Origin of the sequence: Pedobacter cryoconitis, from assembly GCF_014200605.1 — a bacterium.
GTDB classification, from domain to species: Bacteria; Bacteroidota; Bacteroidia; order Sphingobacteriales; family Sphingobacteriaceae; genus Pedobacter; species Pedobacter cryoconitis_B.
In genome coordinates this window covers 115,752-141,926 of the sequence record NZ_JACHCE010000009.1, presented here as the reverse complement: position 1 = coordinate 141,926, position 26,175 = coordinate 115,752, and the positions used below count along the sequence as shown (strand labels likewise).

Sequence of the window (26,175 nt, the reverse complement as noted above, 5' to 3'; positions counted from 1 at the left end):
CATGAGAAAATTCGAGAGATTACTATCGGCCATCGTGCCTTTAAATATAGAAAACATTGATACTGACCAGATTATTCCGGCCAGGTTCTTAAAAGCGACAACCCGTGAAGGTTTCGGTGAGAACTTATTCCGTGACTGGCGTTATAATGGTGATCATACCATAAAGCCTGATTTTGTTTTAAACGATCCGGCTTACAGCGGTCAGATTCTGGTAGCAGGTAAAAACTTTGGTTGCGGCAGTAGCCGTGAGCATGCTGCATGGGCTATTCAGGATGCAGGTTTTGATGTAGTGATCAGCAGTTTTTTTGCTGATATCTTTAAAGGAAATGCTTTAAATAATGGGCTTTTACCTATCCAGGTAACTGAAGATTTTTTATCAGCCATTTACGCTGCAGTGAGTAAAAACAACAAAGCACAACTGGATGTCGACTTAGAAAATCAGACGGTAACCATTGTGGATAGCGGAGAGAAAGCAACGTTTGAGATCAATGCTTATAAAAAATCATGTCTGATTAATGGCTATGATGACATTGACTTTATCTTAAACCAAAAACATTTGATAGAAGAATTCGAACAGGTAAAATAATGGCACAACCCATCGTACATATCACAAATCTGGACCTGAAATATCAGCATAGGCTGATATTTCAGGATTTAAACTGGACTATAAACCGTCATGAGAACTGGTTATTACGTGGGATTAGTGGAAGTGGCAAAACATCTTTGGCCAAAGCAATTGCTGGTCTGGTCAGATTTCAGGGCAATATTGAGCTTAATTTCGATTCACAAAGCAGCTTAGCCCCTATTGTCTATTATGTAGCAAACTGGTATCAGTTTAAAGATCTGGAAGGCCAGTCTAATTTCTATTATCAGCAGCGCTATAATAAACAGTCAACAGAAACTACTGCTACAGTCAGGTTTGAATTGGAAACTTATGGTCAAAAACATCAGCTTCAGTTTAGCGAAGTTGAAAAACTTTTAGCTGCCTTAGGCTTTGCTGATTTGATAGACTCTACTTTAATTCAGTTATCAAGCGGGGAGCATAAAAAATTACAATTGGTTAGTGCCCTATGGCTAAAACCTCAGTTGTTAATTATAGATCAGCCTTATAATGGTTTAGATAAACTTTCCCGTCAAAACTTAAACCGTCTTTTTGAAGAGATTACGGCAGCGGGCACAACTTTGATCTTAATCAGCAATGATAAGGAGTTACCTGCAGCAATTCATCGTTTCGCAGAAGTCAGGGATGGCAAACTAACCGAAGTTTCTGCTGATGAATATACGCTGGAATCTGAAACGGAAAGTAAACCAATCCCTGAGTTTTTAAGTGAGGCTCCGGTTTCTTCTACCGGTAGTATTATCAAAATGGCCGGAGTAAATATCAGCTATGGCGAAAAGCAAGTATTAAAAAATATCAACTGGGAAGTTAAATCCGGAGAAAAATGGCTTTTACAAGGCCCTAATGGTTCTGGTAAATCAACATTGTTAAGTTTGATCACTGGTGATCATCCGCAGGCTTATGCGAATGATCTTCATCTTTTCGGAAATAAAAGAGGCAGCGGCGAAAGTATCTGGGATATCAAAAAACGGATTGGCTTAATCTCTCCGGAATTACATTGGTATTTTGATCCTTTAGCGACTGTTAAACAAAGTATACTTTCCGGATTTTTTGATAGTTCAGGTCTGTTCCGCGAACCTGATTATACCAGGAAAACACAGGCTGCAGAATTAATCAGCTATTTCGGCTTAACTGAATACCAGGATAACCTGTTAAATCAGCTTCCTCTGGGAAAACAAAGACTGGCATTTTTAGCCCGTACAATTATAAAAAACCCTGAGCTATTGATCCTTGATGAACCTTGCCAGGGCTTAGATCAGCAGCAAACACAATATTTTAACAAGCTGGTAGATGAATTATGTAAAAATGGGACCACGTTGATTTATGTTGGTCATTTTGAATCACAGCTGCCTGCCTGTATAGAGAAAAGAATTTTATTAGAAAACGGCGAAGTAAAATCCGTAGAAAACATATTAGAAAGCGTTTAGTAAAATGAAGAAAAACATATTAGTTATACCAGGAGATGGTATTGGGCCCGAAGTTACCCATTGGGGTAAAGCTGTTCTAGAGCAAATAGCAACTGTTTTTGACCATGAGTTCATCTTTGATGAAGCGTTGATGGGACATGCAGCTATTGAAGCAACAGGTAATCCTTTACCTGATGAAACGCTGGAAAAAGCAAGGAAAAGTGACGCTATCCTGTTTGGAGCTGTCGGCCATGCCAAATATGATAATGACCCTTCTTTAAAGGTGCGTCCGGAACAAGGCTTGCTTAAAATCCGTAAAGAACTGGGATTATATGCTAATCTGCGCCCGATTTTATTATTTGATGAATTATTGAATGCATCAAGTATCAAAGCACATATCCTAAGAGGTACCGATATCCTGTTTTTCAGAGAACTTACAGGTGACGTGTACTTTGGGGAGAAGACAAGATCTGAAGATAAAAATACCGCATCAGATCTGATGATCTATCATAAATATGAAGTAGAACGCATTGCGCATAAAGCTTATGAAGCTGCAATGCAGCGTGGCAGAAAATTATGTTCTGTTGATAAAGCAAATGTTCTTGAAAGTTCAAGATTATGGAGAGAAACTGTTCAGGAAATAGCTAAACAATATCCGGAAGTAGAAACACAGCACTTATTTGTTGATAATGCAGCGATGCAATTGATTAAAGACCCTAAACAGTTTGATGTAGTCTTAACGGCAAATCTGTTTGGTGATATCTTAACTGATGAAGCTTCACAAATTGCAGGCTCAATGGGTATGCTTGCTTCTGCTTCAGTAGGCGACGGAACTGGATTTTTTGAGCCTATCCATGGTTCTGCACATGATATAACTGGTAAAGACCTGGCTAATCCGCTGGCTTCAATCCTTTCTGCTGCCCTGATGCTGGAAATCAGTTTTGGCTTAAAAGAAGAAGCTCAACTCATTATTTCAACGGTTGACAAAGTATTAAAAGAAGGTTACAGAACCAGTGACATCGCAGATGATAGTACCAGTCCATACAAAGTATTAGGTACTAAGGATATGGGTAAACTCGTCTTAAAATTCATCACACAACAAACTTACACTAACTAAACCATGACTATGCTACACGATCCTAATAGAGTTTATGTATTTGACACAACCCTTCGTGACGGGGAACAAGTTCCGGGCTGCCAGCTTTCTACACCAGAAAAAATAGAAATTGCCAAAGCACTGGAAGCCCTTGGCGTAGATGTAATTGAAGCCGGATTCCCGATTTCAAGTCCTGGTGATTTCCAGAGTGTGGTAGAATTGTCTAAAGCAGTTCGTGAACCTATTATTTGCGCACTGACCAGAGCAAACAGAAAAGACATAGATTCTGCAGTAGCAGCTTTACAATATGCTAAACGCCCTAGAATACATACCGGGATAGGATCTTCTGATATGCATATCAAATATAAATTCAACAGTACCCGTGAAGATATTCTGGAACGTGCTGTTGAGGCTGTAAAGTATGCGAAACGATTTGTAGAGGACATTGAGTTTTTTGCAGAAGATGCTGGCCGTGCAGACAATGCATTTTTAGCGCAGATGATTGAAGCTGTAATCGCAGCAGGTGCAACAGTGGTAAATATCCCGGATACCAATGGCTATTGTCTGCCTGAACAGTATGGTTCAAAAATCCTTTATCTAAAAGAAAATGTTAAAAATATAGACCAGGCAATTATCTCTGTACACTGTCACAATGATTTAGGACTGGCTACAGCAAATACTTTAGCTGGAGTACTTAATGGTGCCCGTCAGGTAGAATGTACCATTAATGGTATTGGTGAACGTGCCGGGAATACGGCATTGGAAGAGGTGGCTATGGTTTTAAAAACACACCATGCCCTGAACCTGAAAACCAATATCAACACTAAACATTTCAGTGAGATCAGTGCTAAAGTGAGCCGTATGATGAGAATGCCGGTGCAGCCGAATAAGGCAATTATTGGTCAGAATGCTTTTGCACATAGCTCTGGTATTCATCAGGATGGCTTCCTTAAACACAGGGAGAACTACGAAATCATCAACCCTGAAGATGTTGGGATTGATGCAGCAGGAATTATATTAACGGCAAGAAGCGGCCGTCATGCCTTAAAACATCACCTTGAGCGATTAGGTTATGTGATTGAGAAAATTAATCTTGATCAGGTATATGAGAAGTTCCTTCTTCTTGCAGATCAGAAATTAGAAATCTCTGATGATGACTTATTATCATTGATGAGTGACGGAGAAGAGCATACTTATAAAAATGGTTATAAACTGAACTCTTTGAATGTAGTTTGTGGAGATTCACAATTACCTTCAGCAACTGTAAAACTTGAATATGAAGGTTTAGAACAAGAAGCAAAAGCGGAAGGTAATGGTCCGGTGAATGCGACTATTAAAGCTATACAAAGTATCATTGATAAAGATATTCAGCTAAAAGAATTTACTATTCAGGCCATTCATGGTGGCAGTGATGATATCAGTAAAGTGAATATGAGAGTCATTTTCGAAGAGCGCTCTTATTTAGGCTATGGATTCAGCACTGATATCGTTAGGGCATCGGCCGATGCTTATCTGGACGCATTAAATAAATTCTTGTAACATGGAACTGGAAAAAGAAGTAGAACTGGACTTTGAAGCTGCTGCTGCACGTATTGCAGGCACCGTTAAACGTACCCAACTGGAGTATAATGAAGGATTATCTTTAAAATATAATGCAAAAATCTATTTAAAAAGAGAGGATTTGCAGGTGGTACGTTCTTATAAATTACGTGGTGCTTATAATATGATCAGTACACTTGATCAAAGTCAGACCAGCCGTGGTGTAGTTTGTGCCAGTGCTGGAAATCATGCACAAGGCGTAGCTTATTCGTGCAAAAAGCTGAATATACAAGGTGTTATATTTATGCCGGAGATTACACCAAGACAAAAAATAAAGCAAACAGAGATGTTTGGTGGAAATAACATCAAAATTGTGCTTGTCGGTGATACTTTTGATGACTGTATGAAAGAAGCTCTGGCCTATACTGCTGAGCATCAGATGGTCTTTGTTCCACCTTTTGATAATATCAAAGTTATTGAAGGTCAGGGCACAGTAGGTGTTGAGATTTATCAGGACCTGCCCGAAACTGAAGTCATTGTAATGCCTATCGGTGGTGGTGGCCTTGCTTCTGGAGTAGGCAGTTATTTTAAGAATATCAACCCGGAGATCAAGCTGATCGGGGTAGAACCCGAAGGTGCTCCTTCGATGAATCAGGCCTTAAAAATTGGCAGCCCGGTTACCCTGGATTATATTGATCGTTTTGTAGATGGCGCGGCTGTAAAACGTGTGGGTAATCTCACTTTTGAGTATTGCAGTGAACTGTTGGATCAGATGTTATTGATCCCTGAGGGTAAAATCTGTACAACTATCCTAAAACTATACAATGAGGATGCAATCGTTGTGGAACCTGCAGGTGCGCTTGCTGTAGCTGCACTGGATCAGTTGAAAGATACAATCGAAGGTAAGACAGTTGTTTGTATCGTGAGCGGCGGTAATAATGATATTGAGAGAATGCAGGAGATTAAAGAAAAGTCATTGCTTTTTGAAGGTCTGAAACATTATTTCATCGTACGTTTTCCACAAAGACCAGGTGCCTTGAAATCATTTGTCAATAATGTATTAGGCCCGCATGATGACATTACCCGTTTTGAGTTTATCAAAAAGACAAACCGGGAGAATGGTCCTGCACTTGTAGGTATAGAGTTACAGGAAAGTACTGACTATGCTTCTTTGAAACAGCGAATGGAAGAATTTAAATTTGAAGTGATTGATCTGAATGATGATCAGACACTCTTTGAATACCTGGTATAATTAATTATTATTTCTGATTTTCAAATCCGGATTTGATCTGGTAACAAGAAGGGATTCCAAATGGAATCCCTTTAATTTTACATTTTATCTTAAGCTTATTAATTGGCTTAGCCGTTATTTTATAATACGATCTTAAATCAGGCTTTGGTAGTTTCTTTTAATCTGCATTTCATTCCTGAAGCCAGTGCATATAAATAAGCAGCAATAGCTTTAGGTTTACTTCCTTCCTTCTTAAAATTCCAGACATCATTCATAAATAAAGGAAAGTTTTTGCTGTTCAGCTGGTCAAAGGCTACAGAAATTGTTGGTGACAGGGAATGTGCCGTATGCCAGATGCCAAAAGGAATATATAAAGTTTCTCCAGCGCCTACTTTAAAACTAATAGGCGTAGCATGTCTGAATTCAGGATGTTTATCAAAATCAGGATTAAAGACATTGACTTCTGAACGCCATTGGTTCTTTTCGGTGGCGTATAGGAATTTCTCTTGTCCGCGTGGAAAAACTGTAAACTGTTTCTCTCCATAAAGTTGATTAATCCATGCACTCAAATGATAATAATCTTTATGTACATAAGGAAATTTCCCTCCGGGCCCACCTACAAAAAGTTCGATAATGCCGCCCCAGTTTCCACGTTTAAATGACTTATCTTCCAGCCAGTTTGGTTTTGCATAACCAAGATTAAGTGGTAAAAGCAAATCCAGCATTTCAGGAATTTCTTTACTGATATTAAAAGTAAGCGGATAGGGAGCTAGTTTCTCTTCAGAACTCTGCTCAGCAAGGTCCATTACCTCTTTCATTTTGTAAGGTTTTCCTGTTTCCTTATTGATTACATCACTATCCTTATCCGGATAGTTTTGGCGGAACCAATCGGGAGTGAATAAGCCATTTGCCTTCCAGACTTTCGTCGCATCTGTTAGAATTACAGGGATACCAGGATTATGGTGTTCTTCCATAAATTCCTCATAGCTGATGTTAGATTTTCTTTGAATTTCCATAAAGAACTGAGCTATTAATTGATAACAAATAACTGTATAAAAATTATCATTTACAAACTAACAAAAGGCAGTAAAAACACCAAAGGCAGCCCGAAGGCTGCCTTGAGTATACCTATTCATTATAAGCCCGTTTTTACAATGCGTAATCAGGATATAAGAACTTGAAACCGACTAAATCACCAGCTGACAGCGCATTTCTTTGTGTAGTAAAAGTTGACCCGTCAAGTTTTGTAATTGTTGGTTTTCCGTTACTTGAAAAGGCACTTGAAGGATACATCATAATAGATCCAAAATCAAAAGCACCGGTTTGGCCGCCTGTATAACCTCTGTCTTCCCAGGTATCGAAATTATGTTCAAGACCAGGTTCAATATTATCTTTATTGATAATTACATAATCGTCACGGTCAGTTCTGCTTTGTTCATGCAGTAACCCTAAGGCATGACCTATTTCATGGATAGCATTACCAGTTGAACAGCCGGATGCGAGATTTAACTTCTGGGCTCCTCCAGCCATTCCAAGGGCAGAAGAACAGCCAGATCCGACAACAAACCTGATATAGTTGGCCTGTGTAGTGCGTGGTGTAAAGGTCAGTTTAGTTTTTGCTTTCCAATGTGCTATTGCATCTGTAATTCTGGCCTGATTTGGCACATTTGCATCAATTGAATAATAAACAATACCATTGGTCCATCTTTTGCTCAAATAGTCAATAAATGTACTCTCTGTGGCTGTTCCTTTAGGGTCGTATTGATGCTTAAGATAAGCAACCTGGTCATTGTTTAATAGAATATCTCCTCCAATAACAAACTGATCATTCTTTTTGGTTAGCCGAACGGTTTTATTTCCCTGACCAAAAGTAATGGCCTCCCCTTTGATTTCCGGAGAAGCCTGTTCAACGGCACAATGGCAATCATCATTTTTAGTATCAGCAGTTTGAGCACTCTGCTCATTTTGTTTTTTACATGCACTGGTCAATGCTGCAAAAGCAAGCGCAATTAATAAGGTTTTGTTTTTCATAGGTTTTGGGTTTTAGGTAAAAAATTTATTACATAGCTATTTAATAAACTTAACAGTTTTTAAAATAATCCGGTATAGAATGATTGAAATGGTAATAAAAAGATAGTCTATTGTCAATAGGGTTTATTGATAACATCATATAATAAGTATTGATCAAACTAAATCAATTGATAGGCACCCGTTTTTAGATCAATAACATTATATTTACTTAAGAGACATAAAACCATACACCCTCCATAAGGATAAAAGGCCAAAATCTGTTAAATTAATTCCTATTTAAAAACTTGGCAATACATTTGCTAACTAAACAAGAAACACACAAATATGAAAAAATACATACTATTACTCTTATCAATAACAGCGATTGGATTATCTTCTTGTAAAAAAGAAACAATCTTACCACTATCTAATGCTACTATTTTAAAATATATAGCTCCAGGTGACTGGGTTTTGAGTGCCGACAACCGCACACTTAGTGTTGACATTCCTGTGAATGAGATTAATAAGGCTACCTTTGATAATGATGAAGTAGCAGCAAGTATCTCCAGATTAAACAATGATCTTTACGATAAAATGCCATTTGTAGACAATGGTCAAAGCTATAGCTACACTTATGAGCCAGGATTTATTACTGTATACTTACAAAACAGTGGTAACCAGAATACACCCGTAAGACCAGTTGCAACAGCCAGATTAAAGATAGTTTTGATAACTTCCTCTTTATAAAAAATAAAAGATTTAAAACTCAAGAAAACGACCAATGTTCGCCTGAACGTGGTCGTTTTTTTTATGCTCTCCCCTGTTCAGCTGAATAGCCCTGATCACCACACCATTTCTTTCCAGCAGCAGTTCTTCATAAAAACCTTTATAATAAACATCCTTCACTTCATAACGTTTACTATTCCAGCCACTCGTAAGCTCTACCCATTCAGGATAAAAGACTACAGACGGGCTTTTGGCGTGGAGACCTAATTTTAGTGCATCCTCCAGCTTCAGAACAACCGCATTCCCTAATAACTGCGCAGTATAAATATGTTCAGGGTGATTGTATACATGAGCCGGCCTTCCCTGTTGAATCAGGGTGCCATTCTTCATTAACAATAGCGAATCGGCCAGAAATAAACCATCAGCAGGATCATGTGATACAATAATCACTGTTACCCCGGTTTCAGCAGCTATGCGTTTAATATCAGCGCGCAACTGATTCTTTAACAAAGCATCAACCTGGCTAAAAGGCTCATCCAATAACAAAACACTTGTATCAGTAACCAGAGCTCTGGCAATAGCCACGCGTTGCTGTTCACCGCCACTTAATTCAGTGATCTTTTTATTTCTCAGATGATCAATATGCAAATGTTCCATCATCTTAACCGTCTTCTCTTCCTTAGCTTTCACATTCGTATTAGAGAGAGCCGAAGCAATATTGTCATATACCTTGGCATAGATATTCAGCGAAAAATCCTGAGTCACAATCTTCATTTCCTTGTGCCCTGGAATAAGCTGTTCATGGGGGCCTAAAACGCGTTTACCATTAAACAATATCTCTCCTTCATCTACCTGCAGTAAACCAAATATAGATTTTAACAAAGTAGATTTCCCGCTTCCGCTTTCGCCTATTACTGCGATAATATCTCCGCGTTTAATGTCAAAATTGATATTTCTGATTCCTGAAGCCTGTTCAGTCTGATATTTTTTAGTTAGCTGTCTAACGCTGATAATATTTTCGTCCACAGGGTAAAGATACGTTTCAGGCACAAATTACCTAGTATCCGTACAGAATTGAATCCCTTATGACACAAAAAAACCTCAGAACATAACTGTCCTGAGGTTCCCTATTATTTATGTATACCCTAGTGAATTCCGAAAGTAATACCAAAAGACATATTTTTAAGTCCTTTCTGTGCCTCAGTATCAAACATATCATTAAAGTAATATTTGGTAAATAAACCGATTCCGGCATAAGCGACTCTCAATGTTCCGCCCAGGCGAACTTTTTGAAAATCGTAATCATTTCTGAACTTCTGTTTACCGCGTTCGTCGCTAATCTGCTTAACCTTTCCATTCAGCAGGAAACTAACCTCGGGTCCTACCACAAAATAAAATCTTTTGCCCCTTTGATTCTCCTTAGTCCTGAACTCAAAATTCAGTGGAATATGCACATAACTACTGGAAAACCTATTCTTACTAAAATCGATCGGTTCCTCTACATAAGTAAGATCCGGTGTATTCTTTTGAATAGTAATATTTCTATTCAGGCGTATCAGTGTCCAGTCGAATCCTGCAGCCGCATATATCCTGAAATTAGGATTAAAGCGGTAACCAAAATACGCTATATCAAATGATACCGTACTTGTCTTAATCCCTCTGTAATCCAAAAAATCATTCTTAGGAGAAAGCTTAAAACTGCCATTATCAATTAATCTTGAAAAACCAATATCCAGTCTGGTAAAAGTAATTCCGTATCCAAAGCGTCCTGTAGGGGCTGATTCATTCTTTACACTATCCTCACTTCGTCCAAAAGATAAATTTAAGTTGTATTTCCGGGCCTTCACTGAATTTCCAGCAATCTTCTGCCCCGTAACCACAGTCGTATCTATTTCTTGTCCAGCCGCAGTTAAACAGGTCAGGCCCATCATACCACTAAACAATAAAGTCATTAGTAAATTCTTCTTCATATTCTTTGTATCTTATCTATTAACCTATTTCTATCAATTATTGTTCTCTAATTATCTACAATTCTTATCACCTATGCATCCAAAGTTTAAACAAGAGAGGCATCTTGTAAGCTATGTGCCCCGCAAGTTAAATTTAAGTATTCTCCCATCTAATAGATGCTCAACGCCATCATATGTTTCACAAAAAAGAAAATATACCGATCTCCTATAAAATTACTTCAAAATCTATTCTTCTTAATTTATCTTCTTTAAGCTATCCTCTTAAACAACTATCCACTAACCCACACACCAGACAAGCAATTCTCTCCGGTAAACGTCTAAACAGCAGGACTTCCCTCAGAGAAATAAAAAAAACCATGCAGTATTTCGAGCCTCATTCGTCCCTTCAGATGAATGCCAGCCGAAATACTGCATGGTTTTTTTTATTTCCCTTTTTAAATCCTACTCCCCGCGTTTCTGGCGATAATTCTTGTACAACTTAACCGCTGTCATAATCCCCCCCGAAAACACAATCAATCCGATCAAACCATAAACCCAGTCAACCGCACTTTTCAGTACCACAGTAAACACGATCGCGACCAGTAAAACCGTAGCCACCTCATTCCATAACCTCAGTTTAAAAGAACTCAGTTTAAAAATCCCTTTCTTCATCTGCTTCATTATCCGCTGACATATAAAATGATAAACCAGCAATAACAAAACAAAGCCAAGTTTCACATGTAACCAGGGAGTCTTTAACAAATCCGGATTGATACAAATCATACCTATTCCTGCAAGAACAGCAAAAGTCATTGCAGGGTTAGTAATAATATGCCAAAGCTTATGTTCTATCTTAATAAACTCCTTTTGAAGAATCTCTTTTTCCTGATCAGGGCGGTCATTCGCTTCCGTATGATAAATAAACAAGCGGACGCTATAAAACAAACCTGCCATCCAGCTCACCACAAAGATGATATGGACAGAAAGTACGTATGGATAATACTGACCCATTAATAGCGGAATTCTTTAATGAAATCAATTGCATACTTCACGTTATCAAAAGGAATATCAGGCATGATACCATGACCTAAATTGAATATAAATCCATTTTCCCCACGCATACGTTCAAACAATTGCAAAATATGTTTTTTAATAACCGGTTTCTCAGCATATAAAATATGTGGATCAAGGTTACCCTGAACAGCAATACCAGCTGGTAAAGCTTGTTTAATATTTAATAAATCAGCATTCCAGTCTACAGAAATTACATCTGGTTTTGCAGTAGCCATAATCGGTGCAAACACAGAACTTCCTTTACAGAAAGAGATCACAGGGATATCTTTCCTGTTCAGATTAGCAATAATCTCCTGGATATAACGGTGAGAAAATTCCTGATAGTCATTCCATGACAAAGCCATTGCCCAGCTATCAAAAATCTGTATTGCATTTACCCCGGCAGCAATCTGCAGGTTCAGATAATCGGCAGTTACCTTAGCAATTTTAGCTAACAATTTATGAGCAACCTCCGGATGATTATGCATCAATAATTTTGTAAGCTTGAAATCTTTTGAAGAAGCACCTTCAACCAGGTAGCTCATTACGGTAAAAGGGGCACCAGCAAAACCAATTAGCGGAATACTTCCGTTTAAGCGTTGTTGAATAACTTTAATCGCATCAGCAACATACTCAAGCTGATCCAGACAATCTACATTCAAATTTTCTACATCTTTCAATGTACGTACAGGATTTGCAAAACGAGGACCTATACCTTGCGTAAAGCTAAGATCGCCACCCATTGCCTCACCGGTAACCAATATATCACAAAACAAAATAGCAGCATCAATGCCTAATAATTCTACTGGCAACATCGTTACATCAGCGGCAATTTCAGGCGTTTTGCACATCTCTAAGAATGAATACTTGTTTTTAATCTCCCAATATTCCGGCATGAAACGACCAGCCTGACGCATCATCCATACGGGTGGGCGTTCAGTTTGTTTGGACCATGCTGCATCTAAAAATAAAGTGTTCATCTAATCTTAATTTGTTGGTAAGCTATTTGCTTCTTTTTCTATTTTATTAATTATCTCTTTCGTTCTCTCTGTATTTGCAAGGTCCTTTGCTTTGTCGGCATAGGCCAATGCTCTTACTTTATCTTTTTTGCGCAGTGCAAGGTTAGCCAGATGTATCAATACAAAAGACTTATCACTTTTTGTGCCCAGAGGAAAACGGCTGGCTACCTGAAAATGATATTCAGCAGCCTGGTAATCTTCCTTTTTAAGCGCAATATTGGCAATCATAAATTCATAGTAACCACGTCTGTTTTTGGCAAGACGGTCCGGATTTGGGACTTCGGCTAATAATTGTTCAGCTTTATCATAATTACCATCTTTAAAATACTTTGACGCAATTAAGATGGAGCTGCTCTTGAAATGACTCCAGATTACAAATCCGGTCATTAAACCTAAAATCACTGCCAGCTGTTGCTGGTCATAAAAAAGGCACACTCCAGCGGCAATAACAAAAATTGCCATCAGAGCATACCTGCCTTTTGCGTTATACATTAGTTATGAATATCCGTAAATTTATAGCCTACACCACGAATTGAGTGGAAATAAACCGGGTTTTTCTGATCTGGTTCAAAATACTTACGGAAAGTAAGGATGAAGTTATCAATTGTACGTGTCGAAGGATAAACATCATAATTCCAAACTGTTTCCAGGATTTGCTCTCTCGAAACTGCTTCGTTTTTACGCTCAATCAGTAATTTAAGCAGCATCGTTTCTTTTTTAGTTAATGGAACGATTACACCATCATCCTGTTTCAGCTCGAATGAATTGAAATAGATAGTTTTCTCTCCGATTTTGTAAGAATTCAATTCCTTTAAATCGTCAGATTTCATGCTGCGTTTAACCAGGATACCAACTCTTAAGATCAGTTCTTCTAAATTGAAAGGTTTAACCAGGTAATCATCAGCACCTTTTTTAAGGCCCATTACACGGTCTTCACTTGTGTTTTTAGCCGTTAAAAATAAGATAGGAACCTCAGTATTTTCCAAACGTATAGTTTCACAAACCTGGAAGCCATCCATTTCAGGAAGCATCACATCCAGAATGATCAGGTTAAAACGTTCTTCTTTGAAGATCTTCAAAGCTGTTTTACCATCCTTTACTGCATGGACTTTGTAACCTTCTAATTCAAGGTTTAATTTTATAGCATCTAATAAATGGTCTTCGTCTTCGACCAATAAAATTCTTAATTTCTGTTGCATAATGATCAACTAAATGTGATTTCAAAAATTGTACCCTGCGGTACATTGTCTCTGACGCTGATATCAGCGTCATGTTTTTGCAAAACTTCTTTTACTATAAACAATCCCAGCCCCGTTCCTTTCGCTTTCCTTGTATTTTCTTCACCAACACGGTAAAACTTATCAAATATGAGCATTTTTTCCGCATCAGGAATACCGGGCCCTCTATCAGAAACACTCAGGAAAGGATGTCCATCACGCATTCCCAGTTCAACTCCCACTTCAGCACATGGGCCAGAATATTTTACCGCATTTTCTACCAGGTTAGTTACTACAGAAGAAAGCGTAAAAGGATCTCCCATAACTTTTACATTCGGCTGGATCACAGGATTAATAACCTGTTCACATCCGCAAGAATGAATTTGCAACCTGTCAGTTATTTTGGTAACCAGTTCTGAAAAATCAAACTCTTCCTTAGGGAAGGAATACGAGCGGTTTTCAATTTTTGTAGCCAGCAGCATATTTTCAACCAGATCATCCAGGCGCTCAATATCCTTTAATGAATTGTTCAGTAAAGAAGTTTGACGTGCCTTATCCAGATCACGTTTCACAATCGTTTGAAGCGACAGTTTAATTGCTGCCAATGGTGATTTAAGTTCATGTGTAACAGATAACAGAAAGTTTTGCTGCTGCTCTCTCAAAAGATCTTCTTTTTTGATCGATTGATGCAGGAAATATGCCCCTACACACAGAAGAAACAAAAACACAGACCCCTCTCCCATGACCATAGCCATTCTGGAAGGCTGAAGTTTAACGACAAGCGTTCCCCAGGAGATCAGCTGTACCAGTGAGTACAGCAGCATGAAATAAAATATGATGATTGATTTCTTCAAAATTTCTAAACCTCTTGAAACTGTTTAAACCTAAACAGCTCTTAAATATACTGTTAATTTATTTATTCCTAAAAACAATGTCCAAAGCTTCAAGAATTGCTCTTTTAGCCTTTTCTAATTCAATTTTTGTGTGTGCAGCAGAAACAAATCCCACCTCATAACCAGAAGGGCCTAAATAAATCCCTCTGTTTAACAATTCACGGTGCATTATTTTAAATTTCTCCATGCTTGCGGCATCAATATCTTCTGCACACTGGATTTTATCCTTGTCTGTAAAAGCGAACCAGAAGATCGAACCTACATGAAACACTTTGAATTTATAACTTCTTGCGGTAGCAAAACGCTGGATACCTTCAGCAAATTCAGTAGCTTTTGCATTCAGTTCTTTGTAGAAACCAGATTTAAGTAACTCAGTCAGCTGGGCGATACCTGCTGCCATAGCTACAGGATTTCCTGATAAAGTTCCAGCCTGATAAACACCACCGTCAGGAGAGATATGTCCCATGATTTCTGCAGATGCACCATACATTCCTACAGGTAAACCGCCACCTAGTATCTTACCATAAGTGACGATATCCGGTTTAGCATTATAATAACCCGCAGCCCCCTCAAAACCTAAACGGAAACCAGTGATCACTTCATCAAAAATCAGTAATGTACCATTGTCCTTACAGATTTTTTGAAGGAACTCTATATAAGCGGGGTCCTGTATCAGCAATCCGTTATTGGCAGGAATACCTTCAATAATTACTGCTGCCAGCTGGTCTTTAAACTGAGCAAAAGCCTGTGTTAAAGCATCTGTATCATTTAAAGGAATAACAATAGTCTCTTCAGCAAAAGATTTAGGTACGCCCAGAGATGACGTTTCACCAAAAGTAACCAGGCCAGAACCTGCTTTTACCAAGAGTGAATCACTATGGCCATGATAACAGCCTTCAAATTTCAGGATCTTATCTCTTTTGGTATAACCACGTGCCAGACGAATTGCAGACATCACTGCTTCAGTACCAGAACTCGTAAAACGAATCTTTTCTACGTGTTTATTGTTTTTGATAATCAGTTCTGCCAGTTCATTTTCCAAAGCAGTAGGTGCACCGAAGCTCATGCCATTCTGCATCGTTTCGATCACTTTTTCTCTTACTTTAGTTGGGTTATGCCCCAGAATTAAAGGTCCCCAGCTACCGCAGAAATCAATAAATTGATTTCCATCAGCATCCCAGACAAAACATCCATCACCTTTTTGAATGAATAATGGTGTTCCGTAAACAGATTTAAACGCTCTTACTGGTGAATTAACTCCGCCAGGAAAATAAGTTTTTGCCTTTTCATACAGCTCTTTGGATTTCTCTCTTGAAATATCTGGTTTACTTCCAGTATTTACAGGCATATCTCCTTCGTTGCCGGAAAACATCTTTTTTAACGATTCTAACATATTACATCCAGTTCTTTTCTACAATATCTCTTATATGGTAAGTGGTAATTATACTTGCTCCCGCACGTGCAAAAGCATACATAGTTTCCATTACTATCTTTTGTTCATCAATCCAGCCCTTTTGAGCAGCTGCTTTGACCATTGCATATTCTCCTGATACATTATAGCAGGCAATAGGCAAATCTGTATTTTGTTTCAGGTTATGAATTACATCCATGTAAGCTAATGCCGGCTTCACCATTAATACATCTGCTCCTTCACGCTGATCCAGCAATGCCTCCCGCAAAGCTTCCTCAGGATTTCTAAAATCCATCTGATAAGCTTTTCTATCACCCTTACTTGGCGCACAATCCGCAGCCTCCCTGAACGGCCCGTAATAAGCAGAAGCAAATTTAGTGGCATGTGACATAATCGCTGCGTTTACATAACCATGCTGATCCAGTAAATTACGCATGGCACCGATACGTCCATCCATCATATCTGATGGTGCTAACATATCTGCTCCGGCCTGTGCATGTGTCAACGCCATTTTAGCAATCACTTCTACGGTTTCATCATTCTGCACATAATCATCTTTCAGAATACCACAATGTCCATGTGTTGTATAAGAACAAACGCAAACATCGGTAACTACATATAAATCGTCACCAAAGTTTTTCTTTAATTCACGAACAGCAGCAGGTACTAATGAATGATCATGGTATGCAGAACGTGCATCCTCAGATTTTTCATCTCCCACACCAAAAAGCATGATTTTATTTACACCAAGCTCCAGTCCTTTTTCAACATCTCTGATCAATTGATCTGTCGAAAAATGATTTACTCCAGGCATGGAATCAATACCATGTTTCACTCCGTTACCCGGAACAATAAAATATGGATAAACAAACATGTCTTTCGACAGTTTTGTTTCGGCCATCATCTCTCTTACAATTGGGTTCTTTCTTAATCTACGTGGACGGTGCAACATAATCAACCTCTCTTTTTTTTATTTAATATCAATTCCGAATACCGCTTCTGCAAGTCCGATTTCGTCAGGAGAATAAGGAAGTACATAGTCTACCCCCATTTCCTCAAATTTCTTTCCTGTTGAATTTCCTATAGCGATTACCTTTTGTCCCGGGTCCAGTAAGTTATCAGCAAAATAAGCTTCTACATTAGAGGGGCTGGTAAAGATCAATACATCAGCATAGGTATGGTCTATATTTTCTTCTATGACTGTCTCATAGATAGGCAGATCAATAATTTTAGTGTCTTCATTCAGAGATTTCTGAATACTTAACAGTGAGTCCTGAGCACGAGGGAATAAAACAGTCTGGTTTCTGACCAATACTGCAAAATCTTCACCAACCTCAGTAATATCACCACTTTCACCTACATAATCAGCTTTATGACCATGTTTCCTTAATGCATCTGCAGATCCTCTGCCTACTACGCCAAATTTGGTATGTTTAGGTAATACTGGTTTCAGTTTAAAGAAGTATTCTACCCCATTACGGCTGCTGAAAAAGATCCAGTTGATATGTTTAAGATAAAAAGGGTCCAGTACGTTCACAATAGGAAAAGTACGGATCAGTGATCTTCCTTCTATTTCTATCTGGTTAGCCTCCAATGCTCTTCTAAAATAATTATGCTCCCCTATTTCTCTGGAAATAAATACCCTTGCCGGCAGTTTTCTCTCTGCATCAAATTTAGAGACGATCTTTTCGGCCAGTCCTTCCACGCTATCTACTCTAAAGAATAAGCGATTTGGAAAATCGTCAGCTGTTAATGCTTTTGAGGTCCACACCTCATATTTTCCATTTTCCTTTTTGCAGTAACAGCCTAAAGGCATATGACAGCCACCTTCAAAAATATTCAGGACTTTACGTTCCACACCAATTTCTTCCGCAGTAGCTGCATCATGTATTCTTTGCAGAATATCATACAATTCGTGATCGTTTTCTCTGATCTGGATAGCTAATACACCCTGTGCAGGTGCAGGAATTAATTCAGTAGGATCAATAACTTCCACATGAAATTCAGATAAATCAAGATTTAAACGGTTTACCCCCGCTTTTGCCAGTAAAATAGCATCATAATTTTCATCTCTCAATTTTTGAATACGGGTATTTACGTTACCACGCAGATCTTCAATATTAAGGTCTGTTCTTAGCGCAAGTAATTGCGCTTTACGTCTGTTGGATGAAGTACCTACCTGTGCACCGGTTTTCAAAGAAAGTTTTTGCGTAAGATCAACACAGTCTTTTAAGATCAGTAATAATTCAGAAGGATCTTCACGGCCGGAAACTGCCGCAATAGTTAATCCTGCAGGATGGTTAGTCGGTAAATCTTTATGGGAATGTACGGCAATGTCAATACTGCCGCCTAATAGTTCTTCTTCAAGCTCTTTGGTAAAAAAACCTTTTCCTTCAAGTTTATCCAGCCTCAGGTTTAGTATTTTATCACCCTGGGTTTTAATGATCTTGAGTTCTGCTTCAAAACCAATTTCCGCAAGTTTGTCTTTCGTAAAATTGGCCTGCCATAATGCAAGATCACTGCCTCTTGTTCCGATAATAAGTTTTTTCATCAGTATATAATTGTTCTTTTATAAAGCTTCCATCAACCGTTAATGAACAACGTTGACTTAAGCTTTTGTAGCTATCACGTATTTAGATTGGCGCAAATTTAACCTAAAAGAGCTATAGTCTTAAATAATAAACAAATAATGTATTTGTGCTGACTAATCTACCCGGAAGGCTAGCTGTTATTCACAAGAATTTCCTTTGCCATGATCATCGGTACGCTAATATATTTCTTTTCCATATAATCCATCACCCTTTCAAGAACCAGTCTTGAGTTTTCATCAAGGGTATTGATCTCATCTGCAAAAACAATATCCAGTGCTTTACTTTTAATTGCTTTAATCTTTTGAGGAACTTCACTCATTGCAATTTCTATTTTGCGCTGACGAAGTACTAAATCAAATTCTTTGATATTCTGATCGATGATTTGTTCTGCATTAACCAGCTCGTCATAACGTTCCTGGATATTTTTGCGGGCAATCTCTTTTAAAGATTCCACTTCAATATAGTGTATAGGAAAGTTTTGAATAACAGATGGTGCAGTATCATTAGGAATTGCAAGATCTACAATAACTTTTTTACCCGTTTCGCCGTTAAGCAGTTTACGGTAAATTTCTTCTGTGATGATTGGTTCAGTAGCACCGGTACAGGTAATGATCACATCGAATCCCTGATCGAAGTTTTCCAGTGCTGTTAATGGATAAGCGATACCATTTAAATCTTTTGCAAGAGATTCTGCATTTTCTACCGTTCTGTTGAAGATAGAAAAATTAGAATATTTATGCTTTTTAAGGTATTGTGCTAAATTCTTGTTAGTCTCACCAGCCCCTATAATCAGGATTCTTGAGCTGGCAGTTATAGTGAGGTCCCTTAATTTGCGGTAAGCTAAAGACACTACCGAAACCGGGTTTTTTGAGATATTCGTATGGGTATAAACTTCCTTTGCTGTTTTAACGACGCGGTTCATGATCATCCGCATATAATCGGCTGTAAAGCCAGAAACACGGCATGCTTCATAAGCCCGGCGTACCTGGGCAAGGATTTCTTTCTCTCCTACTACCAGACTTTCCAGTGAGCAGGAAGTGCGTAGTAAGTGATTGAAAGCTTCCACCTGTTCATAAACAGAAACGTTTTCAAGAAATCTGTCCATGTAAGCTTCCGGTAATCCCATGTCAAGCACAGTCAGGAAACGAAGGATAAATTCACGGTCTAATTCGTGTGCAGTGGTAAAAACAAACTCAACGCGATTACATGTACCGATATAAAAGATTTCTTTTACATCCAGTTCATTTTGAATATTCTTTAGCCTATCATCCAGTGTCTGCTCACAGATAACTAATTTCCCTAAAGACTTTAAGTCAATTTGTTTATGAGTGAAAGCAAGTATCTTTAAATATTCCAATTTGGGTTTGTGTTGTTTTATAGTGGAAACAAAAGTAACAAGACCGCCCATAGTGTCTGTCATTATGCTGTAATTAAGATCAATTTAGAACGATTTTAAATTAAACAACACATAGATTAAACAAGGGTTCACTATGTTTGTTAATATAGGTAACCAGCTATAAAAGAAAGTTATGATTAAAAAAGAGCAGTTTATTTTATCAGGTTCTAAAGATAAAACCATCTCCGGAGACCTTACATATGACGATAAACATACAAATCAACCCTGTATATTATTTGTACATGGGTTCAAAGGTTTTAAAGACTGGGGCGCACATAACCTTGTTGCTTCCTTTTTCGCAACCAGGGGATACCGATATTTCAAATTTAATTTAAGCCACAGCGGCGTTACAGCACAAAGGCCCGATGATGTGACTGATCTTTATGCTTTTGCAGAAAACACAGTAAGTATGGAGTTAAAAGACGTAGATACTGCGCTCAATTATATTGCTCATACTTATCCTGCGACCCCTATATACCTGATTGGACATAGCCGTGGAGGTGCTTTAGTGGTGCTTAAAGGCATGGCCGATGAAAGGATTCATAAAATCATTACCTGGTCTGCAATTGCAGATTTTAGTTCTCTGTGGAAGAAAGAACAGGAAGAAGAGTGGATAACTTCCGGAAGAATTTTCGTTGAAAATGCAAGAACTAAAGAAAAGATGCCACTTAACAGCACACTACTGGAAGATTTTAAGGCACACAGAGAAGAGTTTGATATTCTTCATGCCGCAGCAAAGGTTAAAATCCCCTGGCTCATTCTGCACGGCGATGATGATGTAAATGTAAAATTCAGTGTGGCGCAACAACTGGCCCAGGCTCAGCCAAGGGCACAATTACAAAAAATCAAAGGGGGAAATCATGTATATGGAGCAAACCACCCTTACACAGAAAAAGAATTACCTGCTCAATTATTAGAAGTTTGTGAAAAAAGCCTTTCCTTTTTAAAAAGCCCTGATCTATAATTTAAATAGATCAGGGCTTCCTGATCTTATTTCACCTCTGTCCAATTGCCGTCTTCTTTGATCAGTTCAATCAAATCATCCAGTGCAAAAGCAGAACTGACATTCTTTTTAACGACCTCTTTACCCCGGTATAAAGTGATTTTATCCGGGCCTGTACCTACATAACCGTAGTCGGCATCAGCCATCTCACCTGGTCCGTTTACAATACAGCCCATAATACCAATCTTAATCCCTTTCAAATGATCTGTTCTTGAGCGGATAAGCTGTGTAGTTTCCTGCAGGTCAAAAAGCGTTCTGCCACAACTAGGGCAGGAAATATATTCTGTTTTAGAGATTCGGGTTCTGGTAGCCTGTAAAATTCCGAAACTTGTGGAATTCATAATTGGAAGCCCTACTGTCATGGGTGCATCAATCCAAACCCCGTCTCCAAAGCCATCTGTAAACAGAGCGCCCAAATCTGTAGCGGCATATAATTGCAGATCATCCGCAGTAATCGCAGCATAAGACCTCTTAATGATCACAGGAATTCGATTTTCACTTTGAAGCAAGGCAACAAAAAAGTCTCGCTGCTCCATCATTCCCTGTTCTGAAGAAGTTTCCAGTACCAGCACAACTGTTTCATCCAGCAGTGACAACAATACTTTGCTATAAGATTTTGCATTTACGCTAACCAGGTTCAGCACAGCATCCTTTAGAGGGACTGAGGCATAATCTTCCAGTTTAATTAATGGATGACAATTATTTTTATCCTTTAACCCCTCCCATGTTCTGTAATTATAGATCTGGCGCAGATTCCCCGGAAAAGAAAAAGAAGGCAATGCATCCCCTAAATAAACCAGGTCACAAGCCTGATCAGCCATATTATACTTATCCAGGCCAGCACTATATTTATAACCTGCTTCAGCTAAGAAATAAGGATCTTTTAAATTCTTTGAAGATACATCCAGCATAACTACCGGATGATGATGCCCACCGATATGCTGTACCGGAACAGTTAGCCTGCGGTTATACGCATATGGATCATAGGGTAAATCCCTGATTTCGATTCTTTCATTGATTACTGCAGGCTGACCTCTTTTAGCATAACGATCAGCTAAAGCTTTGGCCACCGGAGCCTCAAATTCCGGATCTTCAGTTAAAGAAACCCTGATTGTATCTCCTAAACCATCCTCTAATAAAGTCCCGATACCAACTGCAGATTTAATCCGGCCATCTTCACCATCACCAGCCTCAGTAACCCCAAGGTGAAGCGGATAATTCATCCCCTCCTTAACCATAGTTTCAACCAGTAAACGGTAGGCCTGAACCATAACCTGCGTATTGCTCGCTTTCATGGAGATCACCAGGTTATAATAATTCAGATCTTCACAGATCCTCATAAATTCCATAGCCGATTCTACCATCCCACGGGGAGTATCTCCGTACTGGCTCATGATCCTGTCTGATAAAGATCCATGATTGGTACCAATACGCATCGCAGTACCATATTCTTTACATATTTTCACGAGTGGTGAAAACTTCTTATAAATACGATCAAGCTCGGCCTGATAGGCCTGCTGTGTATATTCTATATTCTCAAAACGCTTTTTATCCGCATAATTACCCGGATTAACCCTTACTTTTTCAACAATACGGGCAGCAGCTTCCGCAGCATTGGGCGTAAAATGTATATCAGCTACTAAAGGGACATTATACCCTCTAAAACGCAGTTCCTTTTTGATATTGGCAAGGTTCTCTGCCTCTTTCATACTTGGCGCTGTAATCCTTACATACTCACATCCAGATTCTACCATCCTGATCGTCTGCTCAACAGTCCCGATGGTATCCATCGTGTCGGTAGTGGTCATAGATTGTATTCTGATCGGATTCAATCCACCCATAGGAATATCCCCTATAGAAACCTCACGTGTTAAGAACCTGGAGTACTGATTCAAATGATTACAATATCCCCCGTCTAACTCTTTTTGTGCTGATACGTTTTCCATACTGGTACAAAGATAAAGATTAAGTTTTGTAAGTGAATTCAGATAGTCGTCAAATTAATCCTGATTATTGTCAGCATCGTGCCCAATATTGGAAACAGGCTGTGGTCCTATTGACATTTATGTTGTAAGGGTGTTGGAAGGGTTCGGTACCCTTCCAACACCCTTACAACATAAATCACTTAGCTATCCTAAAGCATCGTCAACAAGCTATCCTAAAGCCTTGCCAACAAACTATCCTAAAGCCTCGTCAACAAGCTATCCTAAAGCCTCGTCAACAAACTATCCTAAAGCATCGCCAACAAGCTATCCTAAAGCCTCGCCAACAAACTATCCTAAAGCCTCGCCAAAAAGCTATCCTAAAGCCTCGCCAACAAATAACCTATCTGTAAAACTATCCGGCAAACCAAACAAACATGATCTTGCCAGCACATACATTAGCCATCAAACCGGTCAGATGTAGAAAAATAAAAAAGGTATGCTGTATTTCGGACATCGTTCATTCCTTCAAATGAACGCAGACCGAAATACAGCATACCTTTTTTATTTTATATTAGACGATCCTTGATGACTAATGTCCCCGCTGCCACATCATGCAGACACTGTTGTTTCTTGTTCAAAAAACTATACAAATACCCCAAAAACACCGGAGCAACCGACAAAACCTTCGCAATATTCCTCGCAAAAGAAGTTGCGGCACTCACTCTGTTTCCCCCCATATCCGTAACCTTTATCGCTAAAAACCGTTTCCCGGCCGTTGCCTGTTTTTCAGAAGCCTCAGCAAAAACTCCGTAAATAAATTTAAACACAGGAATTGCCGGCAGGAAAATTAAACCAGTTCCAATTCTTTGTCCCTGATCCTTTATAAAAATAAAACTAAGCAGTATCAGGCCTGTATAAATCAGAAATAGTATAAAATAATCGATCATAGATGCTAATAAACGCTGATCGAACGAGGCAAAATACTGGGGTGCCGTCCTTTCATAGCTGAAACCAAAAAGCGCACGGAGTTCAGAGAATTCGTGCGCTTCCTTATAATCATCCATTCCAGGTTTTCTGATAAAAGTTCCTGCTACAATATTCATACGCTTTAATTGCTCAAAATCGTATGGGCCTTCTGGCTTTCCATTGACGACTACACTATAGATAACTTCTTTTTCAGGTTCCAATGGTTATTAATATCTGTTCACTTCAAAGTTACTCAATCCCCCATCCAGATTAATAAAAACCTTCTTGGTGGATGCACTATAATTAGAAGTTTCATAATTACCATTATCTAATTTGATAAAGCCAGGGAAATCTTTCGCAGAAAGACCAGTTTTAGTTTTAATTCTGCAGCCAGATGATTCAGGAATAGCTATTTCTACAGAAGCAACACCTGTTTTCACAATTACATCGGTAATTGGAAGCAAAGTCCCTACTTTAAGATCTACAGAAGCAGCACCGCCATCGAACCGGAAACTTCTCAATTTATAATCCGATAGATCCAGCTTTACCTCTCCTGCCCCCATATTCATATTTAGCGTCCATTCTGGTTTTTTATTAAGCTTCAGGTCTACATCATTTCCACCGTTTCCAAATGACCAGTTCCCTTTTTTATCTTTCATTTTAAAAGTAATGGTATTTACAGAATCTGAGCTCTCTTTTTGCAGGATGAAATTTCCATATTTACGTTCTACATCTGCAGTGATCAATTGCTCAGTTTCACCTTCTAAATTGAATGACGTGCCGCCGCCAGAGATATTAAGAACAGTCTTTTTCGCACTATCTGCCGCTATAAAAGGCTCTGTAAAACTCAATTTTTGAGTACTGATTTCTTCAGCACTATCCAAATCAAGATCAAGTTCCTTCGAAAAGCGGTCACCTATCCAGTTCCTATTAAGTGGCCGCTGTAAACCTCTGTAAAACATAAAACCAAGCATCAATACCAGCACGCCCAGCGAGATCATATTTCCTGTTTGAGATTTATTTCTGTTAAACAGGATATTGACTCCGGCAATAATCAGAAATGCAGGCCAGAAACTCCATACGTTTCTCCAGTAAAAATTAATGACATTAAAATTCTCTAATAAAAGGACTGCCCCTACAAACAGTAGTACAATGCCCCACATTACTCTATTAAGTTTCATAAAATTCTTTCTTTAGGAGTTATAATTGATTTTCAGCAGCCTGATCTGATGACGGTTTAGCAGGCTCTTCTGAAACTGGTTTCTGTGCCGTATTCACATCTTCTGCCTGCTGACTTTTCCAGTCTTCCCACTTATCTTTACGTTTAGCTTTCAGAATAAAACTTAAACCAATTGCAACAAATACCAGTGGCCATAATTTACCGAGTCTAAACCAGTAAGGTATAATGTTAAACTCGTTCATCAGGAAATATAAACCTATAACCAACAGGAATAATCCTCCAATGGTCCGTCCGGTATCATTATTTTTAGGTAACGATTTAAAATCTACAGGATTATTCCAGTCAGTTGCCGCATTGCTTTTTACATCCGGATTTTCTGGTGCATTAGTATTTTGCTGTCCAAAAGGAGGTGGCGTATTAAAACCATGAAAATCATTCTGCTTTTTGAAATAATCATTAAATTTTGAAAATCTCGCAGCCGGATCATTATTTACAGGTACCACAATCCACATCACCAGGTAAACAAGTACCCCGGTTCCTACCAAAAATATAGTGGATAATACGAATAGCAATCTGATGATAGTTACATCTACCTGCATATATTCTGCTAAACCCGATGAAACGCCGGCAATTATCTTGTCATGCTCGTTTCTTAATAATCTATTTTCCATAATCACTCTCCTATATTATTAACAATTAAACTATTAGCGGTTTCTTAATGCTTACCAGTTTATTTTGTAAGCGCTAAACATTGATTAACCCTTTATACACAATTAAGACTAAGCAAGCCCTCTTAAGTTACAAAACACCGCAAAGCATTTTTTTCTTCAAAACGAATTCTACTGAAATCTTTCTGTAAACCCAATTAAACAGCTTATTCTTTATTTTCAAAAGTTACCGGGCTAATCTTAACCGGCTGCAAAAAACCGCATTATTCATCAAATA

The 26,175-nt window shown here is 38.6% G+C and carries 25 protein-coding genes; 8 read left to right on the top strand and 17 right to left on the bottom strand.

Annotated elements, in window-relative coordinates; all coding sequences use genetic code 11:
* Position 1: 1 nt before the first annotated feature.
* Genes leuD through ilvA form a run of 5 tightly spaced genes read left to right on the top strand, consistent with a single transcriptional unit; the run spans position 2 to position 5,912 of the window.
* The gene (gene leuD / locus HDE68_RS22175) at positions 2-586 is read left to right on the top strand and encodes a 3-isopropylmalate dehydratase small subunit (RefSeq protein ID WP_183884423.1); all 585 of its coding nucleotides are present in this window, start codon (positions 2-4) and stop codon (positions 584-586) included.
* A complete protein-coding gene (locus tag HDE68_RS22170) occupies positions 586-2,046 on the top strand; it encodes an ATP-binding cassette domain-containing protein (protein WP_183884422.1) in 1,461 nt (486 codons plus the stop codon). The genes leuD and HDE68_RS22170 overlap by 1 nt, the downstream gene beginning before the upstream one ends.
* Positions 2,047-2,050: 4 nt before the next feature.
* Positions 2,051-3,142, top strand: a complete 1,092-nt coding sequence (gene leuB / locus HDE68_RS22165; protein WP_183884421.1) for a 3-isopropylmalate dehydrogenase — start codon at positions 2,051-2,053, stop codon at positions 3,140-3,142.
* Positions 3,143-3,151: 9 nt separating this feature from the next.
* On the top strand, positions 3,152-4,660 hold the full coding sequence (locus tag HDE68_RS22160; protein WP_183884420.1) for a 2-isopropylmalate synthase: 1,509 nt from the start codon (positions 3,152-3,154) through the stop codon (positions 4,658-4,660).
* A gap of 1 nt (position 4,661) precedes the next feature.
* Positions 4,662-5,912, top strand: coding sequence for a threonine ammonia-lyase IlvA (gene ilvA / locus HDE68_RS22155; RefSeq protein ID WP_183884419.1), 1,251 nt, complete (start codon positions 4,662-4,664; stop codon positions 5,910-5,912).
* Between the two features lie 137 nt (positions 5,913-6,049).
* Here ilvA and HDE68_RS22150 read toward each other — a convergent pair whose 3' ends face one another.
* Both HDE68_RS22150 and HDE68_RS22145 read right to left on the bottom strand, forming a co-directional pair.
* The gene (locus tag HDE68_RS22150) at positions 6,050-6,907 is read right to left on the bottom strand and encodes a cupin-like domain-containing protein (RefSeq protein WP_183884418.1); all 858 of its coding nucleotides are present in this window, start codon (positions 6,905-6,907) and stop codon (positions 6,050-6,052) included.
* Between the two features lie 133 nt (positions 6,908-7,040).
* Entirely contained in the window at positions 7,041-7,922 is an 882-nt protein-coding gene (locus HDE68_RS22145) for a M12 family metallopeptidase (protein ID WP_183884417.1), read from the bottom strand.
* Between the two features lie 324 nt (positions 7,923-8,246).
* Here HDE68_RS22145 and HDE68_RS22140 point away from each other — a divergent pair, with 324 nt between their 5' ends.
* The gene (locus tag HDE68_RS22140) at positions 8,247-8,648 is read left to right on the top strand and encodes a hypothetical protein (protein WP_183884416.1); all 402 of its coding nucleotides are present in this window, start codon (positions 8,247-8,249) and stop codon (positions 8,646-8,648) included.
* 12 nt (positions 8,649-8,660) lie between these two features.
* On the opposite strand, the gene HDE68_RS22135 is transcribed toward HDE68_RS22140, so the two are convergent.
* The 11 genes from HDE68_RS22135 to hemA all read right to left on the bottom strand — a co-directional run bounded on the left by HDE68_RS22135 (position 8,661) and on the right by hemA (position 20,117).
* Complete coding sequence (locus HDE68_RS22135) at positions 8,661-9,653, bottom strand: ABC transporter ATP-binding protein (RefSeq protein ID WP_183884415.1); 993 nt, start codon at positions 9,651-9,653, stop codon at positions 8,661-8,663.
* A gap of 119 nt (positions 9,654-9,772) precedes the next feature.
* Positions 9,773-10,597 carry an outer membrane beta-barrel protein gene (locus tag HDE68_RS22130; protein ID WP_183884414.1) on the bottom strand — a complete coding sequence of 275 codons (825 nt, stop codon included), beginning with the start codon at positions 10,595-10,597 and terminating at the stop codon, positions 9,773-9,775.
* Positions 10,598-11,038: 441 nt separating this feature from the next.
* The gene (hemJ, locus tag HDE68_RS22125) at positions 11,039-11,587 is read right to left on the bottom strand and encodes a protoporphyrinogen oxidase HemJ (protein WP_183884413.1); all 549 of its coding nucleotides are present in this window, start codon (positions 11,585-11,587) and stop codon (positions 11,039-11,041) included.
* Positions 11,587-12,609 carry a uroporphyrinogen decarboxylase gene (hemE, locus tag HDE68_RS22120; RefSeq protein ID WP_183884412.1) on the bottom strand — a complete coding sequence of 341 codons (1,023 nt, stop codon included), beginning with the start codon at positions 12,607-12,609 and terminating at the stop codon, positions 11,587-11,589. Before hemE ends, hemJ begins: the two co-directional genes overlap by 1 nt.
* 6 nt (positions 12,610-12,615) lie before the next feature.
* Positions 12,616-13,140, bottom strand: a complete 525-nt coding sequence (locus HDE68_RS22115; RefSeq protein ID WP_183884411.1) for a tetratricopeptide repeat protein — start codon at positions 13,138-13,140, stop codon at positions 12,616-12,618.
* Positions 13,140-13,847, bottom strand: a complete 708-nt coding sequence (locus HDE68_RS22110; RefSeq protein WP_041887337.1) for a response regulator transcription factor — start codon at positions 13,845-13,847, stop codon at positions 13,140-13,142. The genes HDE68_RS22115 and HDE68_RS22110 overlap by 1 nt, the downstream gene beginning before the upstream one ends.
* A 5-nt stretch (positions 13,848-13,852) precedes the next feature.
* Entirely contained in the window at positions 13,853-14,719 is an 867-nt protein-coding gene (locus HDE68_RS22105; RefSeq protein WP_183884410.1) for a sensor histidine kinase, read from the bottom strand.
* Positions 14,720-14,777: 58 nt separating this feature from the next.
* Positions 14,778-16,151: a glutamate-1-semialdehyde 2,1-aminomutase gene (hemL, locus tag HDE68_RS22100; RefSeq protein WP_183884409.1), complete on the bottom strand. Its 1,374-nt coding sequence runs from the start codon at positions 16,149-16,151 to the stop codon at positions 14,778-14,780.
* Position 16,152: 1 nt separating this feature from the next.
* A complete protein-coding gene (gene hemB, locus HDE68_RS22095) occupies positions 16,153-17,121 on the bottom strand; it encodes a porphobilinogen synthase (RefSeq protein WP_183884408.1) in 969 nt (322 codons plus the stop codon).
* Positions 17,122-17,139: 18 nt separating this feature from the next.
* Positions 17,140-18,720, bottom strand: coding sequence for a hydroxymethylbilane synthase (hemC, locus tag HDE68_RS22090; protein ID WP_183884407.1), 1,581 nt, complete (start codon positions 18,718-18,720; stop codon positions 17,140-17,142).
* A gap of 170 nt (positions 18,721-18,890) precedes the next feature.
* Positions 18,891-20,117 (bottom strand): glutamyl-tRNA reductase, encoded by a 1,227-nt coding sequence (hemA, locus tag HDE68_RS22085; protein ID WP_183884511.1) that lies wholly within the window; start codon positions 20,115-20,117, stop codon positions 18,891-18,893.
* A gap of 172 nt (positions 20,118-20,289) precedes the next feature.
* Between hemA and HDE68_RS22080 the strand changes: the two genes are divergently transcribed.
* Entirely contained in the window at positions 20,290-21,120 is an 831-nt protein-coding gene (locus HDE68_RS22080; protein ID WP_183884406.1) for an alpha/beta hydrolase family protein, read from the top strand.
* Positions 21,121-21,146: 26 nt separating this feature from the next.
* Here HDE68_RS22080 and ispG read toward each other — a convergent pair whose 3' ends face one another.
* Entirely contained in the window at positions 21,147-23,105 is a 1,959-nt protein-coding gene (gene ispG / locus HDE68_RS22075; protein WP_183884405.1) for a (E)-4-hydroxy-3-methylbut-2-enyl-diphosphate synthase, read from the bottom strand.
* Positions 23,106-23,172: 67 nt separating this feature from the next.
* On the opposite strand from ispG, the gene HDE68_RS22070 reads away from it, so the two are divergent.
* Complete coding sequence (locus HDE68_RS22070; protein ID WP_183884404.1) at positions 23,173-23,565, top strand: hypothetical protein; 393 nt, start codon at positions 23,173-23,175, stop codon at positions 23,563-23,565.
* A gap of 85 nt (positions 23,566-23,650) precedes the next feature.
* On the opposite strand, the gene HDE68_RS22065 is transcribed toward HDE68_RS22070, so the two are convergent.
* From HDE68_RS22065 to HDE68_RS22055, 3 genes are read right to left on the bottom strand one after another with little or no spacing between them, the layout of a single operon-like run.
* Positions 23,651-24,271 (bottom strand): RDD family protein, encoded by a 621-nt coding sequence (locus HDE68_RS22065; RefSeq protein ID WP_183884403.1) that lies wholly within the window; start codon positions 24,269-24,271, stop codon positions 23,651-23,653.
* 6 nt (positions 24,272-24,277) lie between these two features.
* Positions 24,278-25,231, bottom strand: coding sequence for a LiaF transmembrane domain-containing protein (locus tag HDE68_RS22060; protein ID WP_183884402.1), 954 nt, complete (start codon positions 25,229-25,231; stop codon positions 24,278-24,280).
* Positions 25,232-25,250: 19 nt separating this feature from the next.
* On the bottom strand, positions 25,251-25,901 hold the full coding sequence (locus tag HDE68_RS22055) for a PspC domain-containing protein (protein ID WP_183884401.1): 651 nt from the start codon (positions 25,899-25,901) through the stop codon (positions 25,251-25,253).
* Positions 25,902-26,175 lie beyond the last annotated feature (274 nt).

Coding starts and splice junctions, on each gene's coding strand:
- HDE68_RS22080 (WP_183884406.1), top strand. CDS start 20,290: ATGATTAAAAAAGAGCAGTTTATTTTATCAGGTTCTAAAGATAAAACC.
- ilvA (WP_183884419.1), top strand. CDS start 4,662: ATGGAACTGGAAAAAGAAGTAGAACTGGACTTTGAAGCTGCTGCTGCA.
- HDE68_RS22130 (WP_183884414.1), bottom strand. CDS start 10,597: ATGAAGAAGAATTTACTAATGACTTTATTGTTTAGTGGTATGATGGGC.
- hemB (WP_183884408.1), bottom strand. CDS start 17,121: ATGTTGCACCGTCCACGTAGATTAAGAAAGAACCCAATTGTAAGAGAG.
- leuB (WP_183884421.1), top strand. CDS start 2,051: ATGAAGAAAAACATATTAGTTATACCAGGAGATGGTATTGGGCCCGAA.
- ispG (WP_183884405.1), bottom strand. CDS start 23,105: ATGGAAAACGTATCAGCACAAAAAGAGTTAGACGGGGGATATTGTAAT.
- HDE68_RS22140 (WP_183884416.1), top strand. CDS start 8,247: ATGAAAAAATACATACTATTACTCTTATCAATAACAGCGATTGGATTA.
- HDE68_RS22115 (WP_183884411.1), bottom strand. CDS start 13,140: ATGTATAACGCAAAAGGCAGGTATGCTCTGATGGCAATTTTTGTTATT.
- HDE68_RS22145 (WP_183884417.1), bottom strand. CDS start 7,922: ATGAAAAACAAAACCTTATTAATTGCGCTTGCTTTTGCAGCATTGACC.
- leuD (WP_183884423.1), top strand. CDS start 2: ATGAGAAAATTCGAGAGATTACTATCGGCCATCGTGCCTTTAAATATA.
- HDE68_RS22060 (WP_183884402.1), bottom strand. CDS start 25,231: ATGAAACTTAATAGAGTAATGTGGGGCATTGTACTACTGTTTGTAGGG.
- hemL (WP_183884409.1), bottom strand. CDS start 16,151: ATGTTAGAATCGTTAAAAAAGATGTTTTCCGGCAACGAAGGAGATATG.
- hemJ (WP_183884413.1), bottom strand. CDS start 11,587: ATGGGTCAGTATTATCCATACGTACTTTCTGTCCATATCATCTTTGTG.
- HDE68_RS22160 (WP_183884420.1), top strand. CDS start 3,152: ATGCTACACGATCCTAATAGAGTTTATGTATTTGACACAACCCTTCGT.
- HDE68_RS22170 (WP_183884422.1), top strand. CDS start 586: ATGGCACAACCCATCGTACATATCACAAATCTGGACCTGAAATATCAG.
- hemE (WP_183884412.1), bottom strand. CDS start 12,609: ATGAACACTTTATTTTTAGATGCAGCATGGTCCAAACAAACTGAACGC.
- HDE68_RS22110 (WP_041887337.1), bottom strand. CDS start 13,847: ATGCAACAGAAATTAAGAATTTTATTGGTCGAAGACGAAGACCATTTA.
- hemC (WP_183884407.1), bottom strand. CDS start 18,720: ATGAAAAAACTTATTATCGGAACAAGAGGCAGTGATCTTGCATTATGG.
- HDE68_RS22150 (WP_183884418.1), bottom strand. CDS start 6,907: ATGGAAATTCAAAGAAAATCTAACATCAGCTATGAGGAATTTATGGAA.
- HDE68_RS22055 (WP_183884401.1), bottom strand. CDS start 25,901: ATGGAAAATAGATTATTAAGAAACGAGCATGACAAGATAATTGCCGGC.